The organism is Ignavibacteriota bacterium (assembly GCA_016713565.1).
Taxonomy (GTDB): Bacteria; Bacteroidota; Ignavibacteria; order Ignavibacteriales; family Melioribacteraceae.
Genome location: JADJOX010000002.1, coordinates 79,975 through 96,169, shown reverse-complemented (window position 1 = coordinate 96,169; position 16,195 = coordinate 79,975). Strand labels below are relative to the sequence as shown.

Below are 16,195 nucleotides of genomic sequence, written 5' to 3'. Positions count from 1 at the left end.
CAAACATTAATTGGTAAACAAATTGATTTATTCGCGATTAGTTAATATTAGCGCGGGATTTATAACAACTCTTGCGCTAACATTTTGTTCCTCCAAAAGCGTGATTAAAGATCACAATAGACCTAATATAGTTTTAATTGTTGCCGATGATCTTGGATACGGTGAATTAGGCACGTATGGACAAAAAAAAATCGAGACGCCCAACATTGATGCGCTTGCAAAATCAGGAATTAAATTTACTCAATATTATTCTGGTTCGGCAGTTTGCGCTCCATCTCGTTGTGCAATGCTAACAGGTCAGCATACAGGTCATACTTATATTAGAGGAAATGATGAATGGTCTGAAAGAGGTGATGTTTGGAATTTTCAAAAAGTTTTAGAAGATCCAAATTTAGAGGGACAAAGACCAATTCCGGATTCTATTCCTCTTCTTAGTCAGATACTGCAAAATAACGGATACAAAACCGGATTGATCGGGAAATGGGGTTTAGGCGCCCCGCTTTCAAATGGAAATCCCAATAATAGAGGTTTTGATTTTTTCTACGGCTATAACTGCCAGAGACAAGCACATACTTATTATCCAAAACATTTATGGAGAAATAATAAAAAAGAAATTCTTCAAAATAAATTAGTTCCGTCTCATCAAAAATTAAAAGATGGCGCTGATCCTTATGATATAAATAATTATTCTGATTATAGTTTAACAGACTACGCACCTGAACTTATGCAGAAAGAGGTTTTAAATTATTTAAATGAGAATCAAGAAAACCCTTTCTTTCTATTCTATGCAACAACAATTCCACACGTTGCCTTACAAGCTCCTCAAAAATGGATTGATTATTACGTGAATAAATTCGGCGATGAAAAACCTTATGACGGAAGCGACGGCTATTTTCCAAGCCGGTATCCTCATGCGACTTATGCAGCAATGATATCTTATCTTGACGAACAAGTCGGTGAAATTGTAAGTGAATTAAAAAAACTGAATATTTACGACAATACAATAATTATTTTTACTAGCGATAACGGCGCTTCATTTTCCGGCGGAACTGATCCAAACTTTTTTAACAGCGGCGGTATATTAAGATGTGAAAAAGGAAGAGGAAAAGGTTTTTTGTTTGAAGGAGGAATTCGTGTTCCGTTCATAGCTTCATGGCCGAGTAAAATTAAGGCAAATTCACAGTCCGATCATATATCCGCATTTTGGGATATGCTCCCAACATTTTGTGATATTAATAATGTTGCAATTCCAAAAAATATTGACGGCAATAGTTTTCTTCCAACTTTACTTGGAAATACTCAAGACCAGCCGGAATATATTTATTTTGAAATTCCTGAATACGGCGGACAGCAAGCCGTGAGAATGGGGAAATTTAAAGCAATTAGAAAAGATATAAAAAATGGGAATTTGAATATTGAACTCTATGATTTAGACAAAGATATTAAAGAAGAAAATAATATTGCCGATCAAAACCCGGATATAATAAATCAAATAAAAATCATTTTAGATAAAGAACATACATCTCCTGCTATACCGCTATTTAAAATGAAAACTTTAGGCGATAAATAGAAATAATTACTAATTATAATAGAGAATAAATGAAAAGCAAAATAATATTTTATTTTTGTTTAATTATCTTCGTACATCTTTTCACATCATCTTTGAAATCCGAAAATAATAAACCAACCCAATTAAAATTGTGGTATGAACAACCAGCAAAAGCAAGTGTTCTTGACAACGATAATCCTTGGATCGATGATCCAGAATGGCTTAACGCTTTACCTCTTGGCAACGGCTCGCTTGGCGCAATGATCTACGGTGACGTAAATTTTGAAAGAATTCAATTAAATGAAGAAAGCATGTGGTCGGGCAGCCCCGATGATAATAATAATCCAAATGCATTTCCCGCTCTTTCAAAAATAAGAGAATTACTTTTTTCAGGTAAATATAAAGAAGCTTCAGAACTGACTGAAAAAACACAAATATGCAAAGGCAGCGGCTCGGGACACGGCAACGGAACGTCTGTGCCATTTGGTTCATTTCAAACTTTGGGTGATCTATGGATAAATTTTAATAATAATTCCAACTATAAAAATTATTATCGTGAATTGAATTTAAATAACGCCGTTGTAAATGTTTCTTATATTCAAAATGAAATTAATTTTAAAAGAGAAATTTTCACATCCTTTCCTGATCAAGTAATGATTGCAAAATTTACGGCAGATAAACCGGGACAACTTTCTTTTGAATGTAAATTAACCAGGCCGGAAAGATTTAATACCAAGAGCGAAAATAATGAATTAATAATGTTCGGTGAACTTGATAACGGAAAAGGCGGCGGCGGTTTAAAATATATGACTCGTTTAAAAGCTAAAATAAAAAACGGACAAATAAATTATTCTGACTCCTCAATTGTTATTAAAAATTCCGATGAGGTAATTTTATATTTAACCGCTTCAACTGATTATATGTTAAAATATCCGGAATATAGAGGTAGAGATTACATAAACATTACTGAAAATAATTTAATAAATGCTTTTAAAAAAGATTTTAATGATTTGTATGAAAGACATGTAAGCGATTATCAAACTTATTACAATAGAGTTAATTTTAAACTTTCTGAAGGAATGAAAGATACAGTCCCGACGGATATTAGAGTTAGAGATTTTAAAGAAAGTAAAAATGATTTGAAATTAGTTGAATTAATTTTCCAATACGGAAGGTATCTGCTTATTTCTTCTTCAAGACCGGGAACACTTCCCGCTAATTTACAAGGCATTTGGAGCAATAAAATTCAAACACCTTGGAACGGAGATTATCATACAAATATTAATGTTGAAATGAATTATTGGCCCGCTGAAATAACTAATTTAAGTGAATTACACATGCCGTTAATTAATTTAATTCAATCATTAGTTGAGCCCGGCAAATTGACCGCAAAAGTACATTACAATTCAAATGGCTGGGTTGTGCATCCTATTACAAATGTTTGGGGTTATACTTCCCCAGGAGAAAATTCAAGCTGGGGTTTGCATATGAGCGCTGGAGCTTGGATATCTTCTCATATAGCGCAGCATTATTATTTTACTTATGATAAAGATTTTCTTAAAAAATTATATCCAACTTTAGAATCTTCAGCGGAATTTTACCTGGATTGGCTTACTGAAGATCCTAGTACAGGTAAATTGCTTTCGGGACCTGCTGGGTCGCCGGAAAATTCGTTCATCGCACCCGATGGAAGTAATTGTCAAATTTCAATGGGACCGGCTCACGATCAGGAATTGATTTGGAATTTATTTAATGATTTTATTTTTGCCTCAAAAGAATTAAGCGTAAAAAATGCGTTAGTAGAAAAAGTTGCTTATGCTCAATCAAAATTGCAAGGTCCCAAAATTGGAAGTGACGGCAGATTGATGGAATGGAACGAAGAATTTAAAGAAGTAGAACCAGGCCACCGCCATATGTCGCATTTATTTGCGTTACATCCCGGTTCACAAATATCATTAACTAAAACACCTGAACTTGCGGAAGCTGCCAGAAAGTCTCTAAATTATAGAATAGAGAATGGCGGCGGTCATACCGGCTGGAGTGCCGCTTGGTTAATTAATCTTTACGCAAGATTGCATGACAGCGAAAACGCGAAAAAAAGTTTGGACGTTGTACTGTCTAAAAGCACAAGTCCAAATTTATTCGGTCAGCATCCGCCTTTTCAAATGGACGCAAATTTTGGCACAACTGCTGGCATAACAGAAATGCTTCTAATTAGCAGTGACGATGAAATTAATCTTCTCTCCGCTCTTCCTAAAGAATGGCTCAATGGAGAAATTTCAGGTTTGTGTGCAAAAGGCGGATTTGAAGTTGATATGAAGTGGGAAAATGGAAATCTAACTTATACAAAAATTATTTCAAAAATCGGCAATCCTTGTAAGGTTAAATATAAAGACAAGATTTTGGATTTTGAAACTGAAAAAGGTAAAGAATATTTTCCATTATTTAATTAAAATTAGGTTTTTTATATTCAATTATAAACTTACCTGAACTTAGATTAAAAACGCCATCAGCATTTCCTTTTTCAAGGTTGTTTATCATAAACAAATAATCTTTAAACTCTTTTGGGTGAACCAAAATACAAGTATAATTTTTAGGAATATTTATTTCGTATTTAAATATATTATTATTTTTATTCCAACTAACTTCAACTTTGTTTTCTCCATCAATTGGAATTTTCCCTTTCGCCCAAGTTATCTTATCGCTTACGAAAGGTGTAAAGCGTATTGTCTTGTACCCGGGTTCATTTGGAACAATTCCAAGCACTAAACTAGATAAGAAAAATAAAGGTGAACCGCCCCATGCGTGACTATAATCACCAACATACCCGAATTCGGTTTCATTCTGCCAATTTTCTTTTAAAGTGTATGTTTCAAAATCAATTCCGTTAGTCCATTTATTAAGCAGATTTAATCCATAAGCATTAAATTTATCTATTTGAGCGATTGCTGAAAGTACATAGTATGTAAAATAAGGCTGAAGTTCTATTTCATTTTGATTTATTACATATTTCATAATTGATTCTTGCTTGGAAACTGGAGCAATGCCATACAAAACTGCAAGAGTATTCACATGAGGACTATAAGTAGTTATATCTTCATCTTCAGGAAGCCAAAAATGTTTTTTAACTTTACTTTGAAACGGAATTCCGTCTTTATAAAGTTCTTTTTGTTTATCCCATAATAATAAATTAAAAGCCGTTTTAATTTTTTCGGCTAATAACAAATTTTTATTTTTTATTATATCGTTTCCAAGTAACTGATTTAATTTTGAAGCTTCAATTAAAGATTTAAAATAAAACGCAGTAAGGTATCCGGTACCAATAACTGCCGGTGGATGATGAGCATTATGTTTGCCGATTTTTATCCAATCCATAAACATATAGTCTGGGGCTTGAGTCAATAAATAATTTTCATCAAGATATGTTTCAAATAATTTATTCAAATTATTTACATCAACAATTAACTTTTGAACTAATGCTGTATCCGCAGTGTATTTGAAATAATCTGCTAACCATTGAACCCAAAGCAGAGAATAACTGGTATGAAACATATCATAATTATTTTTTTTAAGCATTTTGGCAGTTTTAATTAAATCCTGACGAGCCAGCCATTTATCTCCAAATGCGTAATAATTTGATAAAGTTTCTATTAGATAATCGCCCGTACACGCAATTGGTTCTTGGTGTAACGGCGAATCCAAATACAAGCTTTGCATACACATTTGCGTTGTGTTACGCGCAATATCCCAAAGCTGACTATAATTTGTATCAGAGCATTCAAAGTTACCCGCATTCGTTATTGGATATGAAGAATAATCAATATTAATTGATTTAATTTCTAATCCATTATTTGATTTAATTTCAACTTTCAAATATCTAAAAGCATTTAAATATGGAATAGAATAATTATTTATACCTTCTTTACATATATAAATAAATGGTCTGTTGGTTTTATTTTTTTCAATTGGGAAGAATTTTATTGTATCATTTTTATTTGCTTTCACGGTAAAACTATAATAACCTGAAATGTTTTTACCAAGATCAAAATTTAATTCTGCCTTATATATTTTTTTATCTATTAAGTCATTTATATTTTCATAAGATACTTGATGAGTAACATCAACAATTTTTAAAGGTATGATTTCTTGTCTTGAAGGTATTGGAATTTTACTTTGTTCTAAATATTTTTTCGTTTCTTCCTCTATTGTTGAAGCATAATACCAATTTCTATCGTCATAATTTAACTTTCTCCAATTTTCAAATTCATAATTGGAATTGAAGGAAAAAATATTTTTTAAATTTATATAGCTTGTATCAAGTATGCATTTCCACGATGAATCTGTTGATAAAATTACTTTGTTAAAATTTGTATCTAAATCACAAATAAATTTTCCTGAACCGGATGTTGTTTCAGATAAAACTTTATCAAAAGAAAAAACCTCTACGGCAAGAATATTTTCATCTTTTTTTAATTTATTTTGAATATTATGCGAAGTAAAAAACCAATGTTCAGGCGGTTTTTTATCTTCATAATCGCTTCCAATATTGGGAGGTCCTTCTGATACTAATTCATTATTTAGGTAAGCTCTATACGAAACATCACCGCTAATATTTAAAACAGCTATTTGGGGTAATGTAGTTAGATTGATTTTTTTCCTAAATAGAGCTCTATATTTTTTTTTACTGCTTAACTCCGAATTAATCCATGCAGAATAAGTTTTCTGATAATCTGGATAGATCTTTTTATTAAGCCATATCCACTTTCCTATCCAATCTTTTTTTTGATATAAATTTTTTGGATTGAAGAAAATTTCTTCTGATTTAATTCCGGAAGTATCGCGAATAGAATCACAATTGAAGTCATTTGTGATAAAATTATTTTGCGAAATAATATTTGCATTAGAAAAGCATAATATTATAAGCAGCTTATATATTTTGCTTATCATTAGTTTTTAATACAAAGTATGATAAAATTATTCAAAAATAAATTCACCATTTTTAACTGACCAATCCAAACCGAAAAGCCCTACTAAACTTAAACCGCCGTCTTTTTTCACTAAAATATCTTTGTTAAAAACTGTTACATCCGGGAAAGATGAACCTGGTTTTAGGAATGGTCTCAGATATGATAATTTCATTCCGTTATCACCCGTAGCGCCAATAACGCCAATAAGATTTTTCTCACTTCCCTTTTTAGGATAAATAAAATAGCAGGCTAAATCCTTTTCGTTTAATTTTTTCTTATCAACTTCAATGCCGCTATTGTTAATTTTGACTGGAGAATCTTTTAATAATTTTTTGAACGCCGAATTTTGATCACTGTTGCCGTATAATAAAATATTGTTTTTTTGATATTTATCGGGATTAAAATTAACATCGGCAATTATCTCAACAGCGCCGTTTCCAACATACCAAAACATTTCCGAATCATATCTTACTTTAGCAAGTATTTGTTCATTTTGTTCATCGGTACCCTTTGTTCCGTACACAAAGACTAAACTGTCTCTATATAAATCTTTGAATGTCCCATATCTTACGGGAGATTTTTCATTTTTATCAATTGAATTTTTTATTTCCCAACTCTTACCATTGTTAGTTAAGTAAATTTTATTATTTTCAATTTTTCCATTTAATTTTTCATCGTTAATTTCAAAAACAATATCAGTTCCTTTGATCAAACCAAGTTCCTTGCAATCTATTGAAAGTGTTTTGACGTTTTTTGTTTTTATTCTAAAAATATTTACAAAAGGTACAAACTCAATATCTACATTACTAAGCTCAAAAAGTTCGTTTTGCTGCTCAACCGTAACCCAATAATTTTTTGAGGATATTCCGGGAGAAGCCGTAGTAAAGTTTATTTTTTTTACTCTATCGAGCGAACGAGCATGTCTTGCAAAAAAATCAAACATCGGCGCCCAATCAACGCAATCAGAACCTTCCTTAACTGTATCAATATCCCACCAATGTTCCATGCCGGGTTCAAAATGATAATCAAAATCTTTATGAAATTCATTCAGTGTTCTTATCATACTTCTAGCTTGAAACGGACTGACTACGCTATCCGCGTCACCATGTAAAATATAAATGCCTAAATTTGAAAAGTTATGCGCAAGAGAATATGTATCGCTTTGTTTTGCGGCTTTTGTATAAAGTTTTTGTTTAGAATTAAAGTTTTTTGAAATTCCGTCAAATCTATAACTCCATAAGGAAATCCAGCCAGCGCTTGGACCTATTGCTGCAAATTGATCGGGATAATTCACCCCGAGATACCAAGTTCCGTGTCCGCCCATTGAATGTCCGGTTAAATAAATCCTATTTTCATCGGGATGAAATTTTTGTTTCGCAATATTTAAGACTTCCATTGCGTCAATTCTTCCAATATCTTCCCAGTTAAAGCCGTAAGGTCTGCGGTTTGTAGGACAAACAATATTTCCCCATTCCTTATTTGAATACGAACCGGCTTGATTTATCGCTTCTACACTTGCGCCGTGTACCGATAAAAATAATGATTGACCGCCATCCGTATTTGTCGACGGCTTAACGGCGTAATACTGTACGCTTCCATCGATCGAGCTTAAGAATGTTTGTTTATACGCATCGAATTTTGCGGCACATTTTAATTTTATATCCTGCTCATCCGTAACTTTTCCGTTAACAATAAGTTGTAGTTTAAGAATTTCATAATCATTATTCTTAGCCATTCCTGAAAAATTAAATTTTACTTTTCTTAGCGAAACCGGAATGATATCAGGAACTTCGGTTACAACTTCTCTTCCTTCAGAATTTGTCACTTTAATTACGGCATTCTTTAAAGTTTTATTTTGAGCATTAATTACAATTATTCCGCCAAAATCATTATAAGGTTCATTTTTAAAAACATCCGGCAATGTAATATCATTTAAATTGAAAAAGGCTTCGGATTTTATTTCCCTTAAAACCGCTTTCATTCTTCCGTAATTCATTTGAAATAAAAATTCGTTCTTTCCTTTTTTAATTTTAACCGGTAGAAATGAATTATTAAAATTCGGCTCCCAGCTTTCATAATTTTCTTTTGTCCCATAAACATTACCTATTCTTGGTTCGCCGTTAACAAAAACATTATAATATGAAAAGCCTTGAAGCAGCATAATCTTATCTACATTTGATTCGTATTTATAATATAGATAGGAACCGCTCCACTCATTCTCATTTGAAAACCATCCTTTATCATCAGCATTTACGGCAATCCAATTTGTTTTTATCGTATCAAATTCAAATTTTTCATTTTCCTTTGGCTCTGTCCATTTATCATTAACTATTTTTGATTCTATCGGATCAACCTGCGAAAGCGACCTTCTGCCGGGAGGATTAATTTTTAAGAGTAATCCTTTGTTTACAATAATTTGTTCTTGCGCAAAACTTAATGTTGATAGAATAGTAATTAATGCTAAAATTATTTTTTTCATTTTATATCTCTTTCGACCGGTAACTTTTTGACCAGTCCATCTTGATAAATTATAAAATATCTATTATCATTTTTAATTCTGATAATTGCCTCAAACTGTGTTGAAGTCACTTCAATTTCAGGAGGCCAAATAAATTTTTCGGGAAGAATTACTTCGTCAAGATTAAGCAATTTGAAATCATTTGTAAATTTGCCGTGGTTCAAATAATAGTCGTGTTCCGCATAATATACTTTACGCAATGCCCATTTGGCTTCTTCTTCGTCATTATTTTTAAATTTCGCTATTTCCGTACCGACTTTGTTTTCCGAAAATTGAACAAACCCCCAAGTTTCCGGCGCGTGCATATTTATTATTCCTTGAGGCGACCAAACCCAATTGTTTTCGGGAAGTGTTTTTCCGGTTTTCGGATTTGTTTTCTTTTTGTATTTTCCATCAATAATTTCGGTATCCCATTCAACTCTTGAGAAATTAACTCGCCATTGGTCTTTATTTTTAGGCGGAAATTTCATAGAAGTCATTTCACACAATGCTTTCCAAGGATACGCGATTTCTACTGTCCAATATTTATCTTTATCATTGGAATTGTTTATTGTTCCGTTTATATTGACAGCTGTTTTTAAGCCCGCAATATTCCATCCATTCAACGCTACATTTTCATCGTTTCTATAAGGTTTCGCGATTAACAGATCCCACTGCGTATTAAACGCATTAATTTCAAATTCATAATATTTGTGTGTATCACCATCGGGATCAATAAATATTTCGAAATCATTATCATAAAATATTACTGTATCTCTTTGTCTTAACGTAGCCCAAATTTGTGGGTCTTCAATTAATGCCGCAAAATAAAAATTTTCATCGTCCCATAACATTTTAACCCGTGTGTTATAATACGGTTTCGGCTTTAAATCACCTTCGATATCAACAAAATCCTTTGTCCATTCTGCTTTATTCCAATCTTCCTCATCAAATTTACCATCGATAATTATTGGCTGGTTTGTTCTATAACAAATATATTTTTCGGGATTAAAAGGAATTTTGCTTTGCGGGACGGATTTTTTTGTTTGTGCCGATATATTTATAAATAAAAAAATGAGTAAAGCAATTTTGATTTTCATATTCATTACCACTTTAAAAATATTTAATGTTATTCAATAGTTATTTCATCAATAAATAAATGCGCATTTGCTCCGGCGCCTTTATGGAATGAAGGACACTTGCCGATACTTTCCGCTATAAAATGAATATATCTAACGTTTATGTTTTCAAATGATTTTTCTAGGGTTTTAATTTCAACTTCGGAATTTTCTTTAACATTTATTTCAGCAATTGTTGTTTCATTATTAAAATTCTTTCCATCATTAGAAAATGAAACGCTCACTTTTTTCGGCAAAAAAATCCACGAGCCTTGGTTACCTAAAAAATTTGCCGATATTTTATTTATATCAGTCTGTTTGCCGAGATCAATAATCACATCGCAATTTGTTCCCTCAAAGCCTTGCCAAAATGGACTTCTATAATCATTAGTTCCAAAATTACCATCGATTAATGCATTTATTCCGCCGCCCGAATAATTTTTGTTAAAGTTAGTGTTTTCAGTAATTTCCGGATATATCTTTCCATTTAAAGAATAAAATGGATCTAACTCATCCCTAACAATAGACTTATTAAAAGTTTTTTGAATTTTTTCGGATGGTTTGAATTCTTTACCAAACACTTGTGCTTTAAGCGTAAATGATGAATTCATTATAAATGGTTTAGTATATTTTTCAGACTTTTCATTTGGGTCCGAACCATCTGTTGTATACCTGATTACAGAATTCTCATTGAAATTTTCCAATTCAATATTTATCTTATTTGCAAACAACGATCTTGAAGGATAAATGATCGGCGCAAAGTATTTATCATATTTTATTGATTTGAATTCTTTACTAATTGCCGAACTTGGTCTTGAGGAAATTTCATTACCGAATTCTTTATTTGGTTTGGAACTCATATTTAGTAGTAATGAGGACCCCGATCTTAAATCATTATGAGTGAAAAATAACTTATTGTATTTTTTTCCGTTTAACTTTGACGATTTAATATATTTATTTTCATTAGAATTATTTTTAGCAGTAATTGTAAAGTCTTTACCATTCTCTTGATGTATTGTAACCTTTTCAAATAAAGGACTTCCAATAACATATTGATTACTTCCGGGAAGAACGGGATAAAAACCAATAGCGCTTAAAACATACCAAGCCGACATTTGTCCGCAATCCTCGTTTCCGCATAAACCATTTCTATCGGAGTGAAAAAAGTCATTCATAATCTTTCTTAAAATACTTTGACTTTCCCAAGGATAGCCGCAGAAATTATACAAATACGCAATGTGATGACTCGGTTCATTTCCTTGAGCGTATTGACCCAACAATCCGGTTACATCCGAAGGCATCTGGTACTTTTCATGATCAACTTCCAAAGTAAACAGTGAATCAAGTTTTTGCTTAAATAATTTATCTCCTCCGATTAATTTTTTTAAACCAGTAATATCTTGCGGAACAAACCATGTATATTGCCAAGAGTTTCCTTCCGTAAATTCACCCGAACCTAAATATGATGGCGCAACGGGATCAAAATTTTTGCTCCATTCTCCGCTGTTATATCTTCCTCTCATAAATTTTGTTTTTGGATCAAACATATTTTCATAATTTTTTGCTCTAGACATAAAATATTTGTAATCATCTTTCTTACCGAGTTTTTCAGCGACCTGAGCAATACACCAATCATCATATGCATATTCCAATGTGCTTGAAACGGCGTCATGCGCTTTATCCATTGGAATAAATCCCATATTTTTATAATACGTTAAACCTCGTTCATCTCTCATCGCGCTGTTGGTCATAGCTTTATATGCTTTTTCTATATCAAAATTATTAATGCCTTTCAAATATGCATCTACTATTACCGGAATTGAATGATAACCAATCATTGTGTTTGTTTCATTTGAAGCTAATTCCCATACCGGAAGCAGTCCGCTTTCTTCATATTTAGCGATTAATGATTTAATAAAATCAGCGGTCAATTTTTCGTCAAGTATAGTTAATAACGGATGCAATGCTCTGAACGTATCCCACAAAGAAAAAATAGTATACATATCAAAATCTTTCGCAATTTTGATTTTGCCGTCCATGCCAATATATTTTTTGTCAACGTCATTAAAAATATTTGGCGATAAAAACGCGTGATACATTGAAGTGTAATAAGTTACCTTTTGATCATTTGTTCCGCCGTCAACTTCTATTTTGCTTAGCCAATTGTTCCAAATTTTATTGGCGGTGTTTTTAACTTTCTCAAAATTCCAATCGGGTATTTCTTCAAACAAGTTTTTCTTAGCCCCATCAATACTAACAGCCGATATTCCAATTCTAACCATCAATTCATTTGTTGAATTGAGATTAAAATTCAACGCGGCTTTTACAAATTGTCCTTTTACCGAATTATCTTTTATTTCGCTATTATTCAATTGGATTAAATAATTTGAAATGTTTTGAGAAAATTCCGCGTAAAAATAAACCGAATGTTTTTTTGCCCATCCGCTTGATGTTCTATAGCCTTCAATTTTATTTTCATCAACAATTCTAATGAACGCGTCTATTGGTGTATCTTCTATACCATGAGTTAAATCGATTATTAAACTTCCGGTACCGCTGTTTTTAAAATCATACTTATGAAAGCCGCATCTTTTTGTTGCCGTTAATTCAACATTTATTTTATTATCTTCAAGAAATACTGAATAATAACCCGGTGAAGCTTTTTCATTTTCGTGACTAAATTTTGATCTGTACCCTTCATCTGGATTTTCTTTTGAACCTGGGAGAAATTTAGTTGCTCCGGTATAAGGCATAAATAAAATATCGCCATAATCACCAACACCTGTTCCGCTTAAATGAGTATGACTAAATCCCATTATGGAATTATCGCTTGAGTGATAGCCGGAACACCAATCCCAGCCTTCGGTTCCGGTATCCGGACTTAACTGCATCATTCCAAACGGCAACGCCGCACCGGGATAAGTATGACCATGTTCGGCTGTACCAATAAAAGGATTTACAAATTTTGTGTAATCAACCTGTGTGAATGAGATTGAAGAACTAAGTAAAAATATAATCACGAGAAAAATTACTTTACGCATTTAGATTTCCAATTTAATTTTTATGTAACACTAGATTTAAAAATTTTATCAATAAGTATTTTTCAATAGATGAGGTTTAGTTTTATACAGATTAAAAATTAATTCTCCGAATAAAGTATTAGCCCAGGCAAACCATTTACGCGTAAAATTCGATGGATCGTCTTTGTGAAATGTTTCATGCATAAATCCGGTTCCTGCATGGGTTTTCTTTAATGTTGAAAGGCAAGTTTTAATTTCTTCATCGTCATTAGAAGTCAACGCTCTCATTGTAATTGCCAATGGCCAAATCATATTTAATCCAACGTGAGGTCCGCCGATTCCTTCGCCATATTTACCTTTGAAGAAATAAGGATTATCTTCGCTAAAAATAAAATTACGGGTATTTTGATAAACTTCATCATTTTGATCAACACCGCCGATATAAGGAAGCGCAAGCAAACTAGGCACATTAGCGTCATCCATAAATAACATATTGCCGAATCCATCTACTTCAAAAGCATAAACTTTGCCGTATTTTAAATGTTCACTTATTGCGTATTTATGGATACTTTCCTCTAACTCATTGATAAGTTTACTGCACTCTTCCGTTAACTGCGCGTCATTTACAACTTTAATTAAAATTTCCTTCAATTGTTTTAAGGATTGAAGAGCAAAAAGATTTGAAGGAACTAAATAATTAAAAATACATGAATCGTCTGATGGTCTAAAACTTGAATTTATCATTCCGTTTGGTTTAGCTGGATTTCCGTAACCGCTCAATGGAACAGTATCTGTTGATACGGCGGAAACTCTTTGAAATTTATAAGGACCCAAATTATCTTTTCTTTGCTGTTCAATAAAGGTCTTAACTACTAAATTCATTGCCTTTAACCAGTTTTCATCAAATACGGAAGTATCCTTTGTTTCTCTCCAATATCCATAAGCCAGACGAATTGGATAGCATAAAGAATCTATTTCCCATTTACGTTCATGAAGTTCCAGTTTCATGTCGGTTAAATCCGATTGCCAGTAACTCCCTTCATTGCTGTAATTAAACGCGTTTGCGTAAGGGTCAATCAATATGCATTTTGACTGGCGGTTAATAACACCAGCAATAAGTTTTTTTAATTTTGGGTCTTCATTAATTAAATTAAGATAAGGCCAAACCTGAGCGGAAGAATCCCTTAACCACATTGCGTGAATGTCGCCGGTTATAACAAAAGTATCCGGTTTCCCGTTAATTTCTTCATACTGAACAGTCGTGTCCAACGTATTAGGGAAACAATTTTCAAACATCCAGGCTAATTCATCATCCGCAATTTTATTTTTAATTTCCTTTATTGCATTATCTACGGCTTCGCTTGTAAATTTTCTATTATCTTTAGCCGGACGCTGCGAAATAAAATTATCCGACGCAAATAATTTATCGACTGATGAAAATCCCAGCATAGATATGCTTGAAATAGCAGCAGTATTTTTAATGAAATTTCTTCTTGTTATTTTGCCATCCATTTTATTTTCCTAAAAATGTTTTATAATATCATTTTCTTATTTTGATTGAATTTAAAAATTCTTTAGAAGTGTTATGAATTTGAATTAATTTATCTTTTGAAAAGCCGCTGACCATATCCAAAGCCGATTCGCGATCCTTTAAATAAATTTCCATTACTCTATTTTCAAATCTTTTTGTTTCAATGATTAAATCATTCTGTAAAATATCTTTTTGGGATTTTACGCTAGGATAAAAAGTCAGGAAATCTTTGTCAACATAATTTGTAAGCTTTACAAAATCCCAATATTTAAGCGCCGAATTAGAATCAAATATTTCTTCTTTCGGATGCAAATGAAATTTAATTGCCTGCTGTTCATCTGTATAATTAAAGTCATTTGGGAAATCATTTATTCCCAAATAAATTGGAGTAAATAAATTTAAACAAGGTCTATAATATGTGAACCACAGTATTGAGCCAATTTCAACGGGCAGATTATTTCTAAGCTGAGCGACAAAACTATACTGCGTAGCTTCACTGCAAATTGTAGCGTAATTTTTATAATGAGGATTACCGAATTTATAAAACTTTGATTCATCCAATTCACTATTTTCATAATGATCTCTAAGAATGTTCATTAGATCAGTGACTTCAACTTTCTTAAAAGGTTTAAACGAAAATGGAAATTTATCTTTTATGTTAAATTCATTTTCCGAGAGTAAATTAATTCCGCGCCATATTCTATTAATATTACCTGGATGATTTATTGAATTTTTTGAAGTATAAACTTCGGCAAAATCAAATTTTTCATTGTTCTCAGAATTATACCATCCTCTCTTTTCCGCGTATGAAATTATGTCGCTTGAGCCCAAAAAATTATTAGTATCTGCCAAATTAATTTCTCTAATTGTGTAATAATTAGGAATAACCGAGATTTGATTATCCGGCACTCGTTGTGCGACCCAATATTTGCCGTGCACAACTGCTAATACCCAAGCTTCATTTTTATCGGCAATTGTGTATGATCTGCCCGGAGAAGCATATCCATAATGTTCAATTAATTTTCCCGCTAATTTAACGCCTTGTTTTGCGCTTTCCGCCCGTTCTGCAATAATTCTTCTAATCCAATATAAAATTCCGCCATCGGTCGAATCCGGTTTATCTTCGCGTGATGGACAACCGTCGGATGTAATGAGAACACCTTTATCATTTAGGTACGTATCTGAAACACTCATACCGGGAAGTTCAATCCAAATGAATCCGTTGGTATTTTTTATTTGATTAATTTTTCCGCCATTATCTAAAGTAATTATTTCATCTTCATTATGAATTCTTTGAGGCGACTTATAAAGATTAACAATTTGCTTTCCCCAATCATCTTCATTGTGAGCAACGATAACTGATCCGTCAGAAGAAGCATTTTTACCTACAATAATTGTCAAACAATTGAGGTCAATATTCTGCTGCGCAAATAATATATTCAGACTAAATGCGTTAAGCAAAATCAAACAAAATATTTTATATTTCATTTTTTCACATTTCATTTTATAATTC

General features: G+C 32.3%; 8 protein-coding genes. 2 read left to right on the top strand and 6 right to left on the bottom strand.

Features of this window, described 5'->3' with window-relative positions; translation table 11 throughout:
* The first annotated feature begins 25 nt into the window (after window positions 1-25).
* Entirely contained in the window at window positions 26-1,570 is a 1,545-nt protein-coding gene (locus IPK06_02625) for an arylsulfatase (GenBank protein MBK7978910.1), read from the top strand.
* A gap of 29 nt (window positions 1,571-1,599) precedes the next feature.
* Window positions 1,600-4,002: a glycoside hydrolase family 95 protein gene (locus IPK06_02620; GenBank protein ID MBK7978909.1), complete on the top strand. Its 2,403-nt coding sequence runs from the start codon at window positions 1,600-1,602 to the stop codon at window positions 4,000-4,002.
* On the opposite strand, the gene IPK06_02615 is transcribed toward IPK06_02620, so the two are convergent.
* Genes IPK06_02615 through IPK06_02590 form a run of 6 tightly spaced genes read right to left on the bottom strand, consistent with a single transcriptional unit; the run spans window position 3,995 to window position 16,170 of the window.
* A complete protein-coding gene (locus IPK06_02615) occupies window positions 3,995-6,496 on the bottom strand; it encodes a hypothetical protein (protein MBK7978908.1) in 2,502 nt (833 codons plus the stop codon). The two genes, IPK06_02620 and IPK06_02615, sit on opposite strands and share 8 nt — an antisense overlap.
* 27 nt (window positions 6,497-6,523) lie before the next feature.
* Window positions 6,524-8,995, bottom strand: a complete 2,472-nt coding sequence (locus IPK06_02610; GenBank protein MBK7978907.1) for a prolyl oligopeptidase family serine peptidase — start codon at window positions 8,993-8,995, stop codon at window positions 6,524-6,526.
* Window positions 8,992-10,113, bottom strand: coding sequence for a carbohydrate-binding family 9-like protein (locus IPK06_02605; protein ID MBK7978906.1), 1,122 nt, complete (start codon window positions 10,111-10,113; stop codon window positions 8,992-8,994). Before IPK06_02605 ends, IPK06_02610 begins: the two co-directional genes overlap by 4 nt.
* Before the next feature lie 29 nt (window positions 10,114-10,142).
* Window positions 10,143-13,172, bottom strand: a complete 3,030-nt coding sequence (locus IPK06_02600; GenBank protein ID MBK7978905.1) for a GH92 family glycosyl hydrolase — start codon at window positions 13,170-13,172, stop codon at window positions 10,143-10,145.
* 48 nt (window positions 13,173-13,220) lie between these two features.
* Window positions 13,221-14,663 carry a glycoside hydrolase family 125 protein gene (locus IPK06_02595; GenBank protein ID MBK7978904.1) on the bottom strand — a complete coding sequence of 481 codons (1,443 nt, stop codon included), beginning with the start codon at window positions 14,661-14,663 and terminating at the stop codon, window positions 13,221-13,223.
* A gap of 28 nt (window positions 14,664-14,691) precedes the next feature.
* Window positions 14,692-16,170 carry a C69 family dipeptidase gene (locus IPK06_02590; protein ID MBK7978903.1) on the bottom strand — a complete coding sequence of 493 codons (1,479 nt, stop codon included), beginning with the start codon at window positions 16,168-16,170 and terminating at the stop codon, window positions 14,692-14,694.
* Window positions 16,171-16,195: the final 25 nt, after the last annotated feature.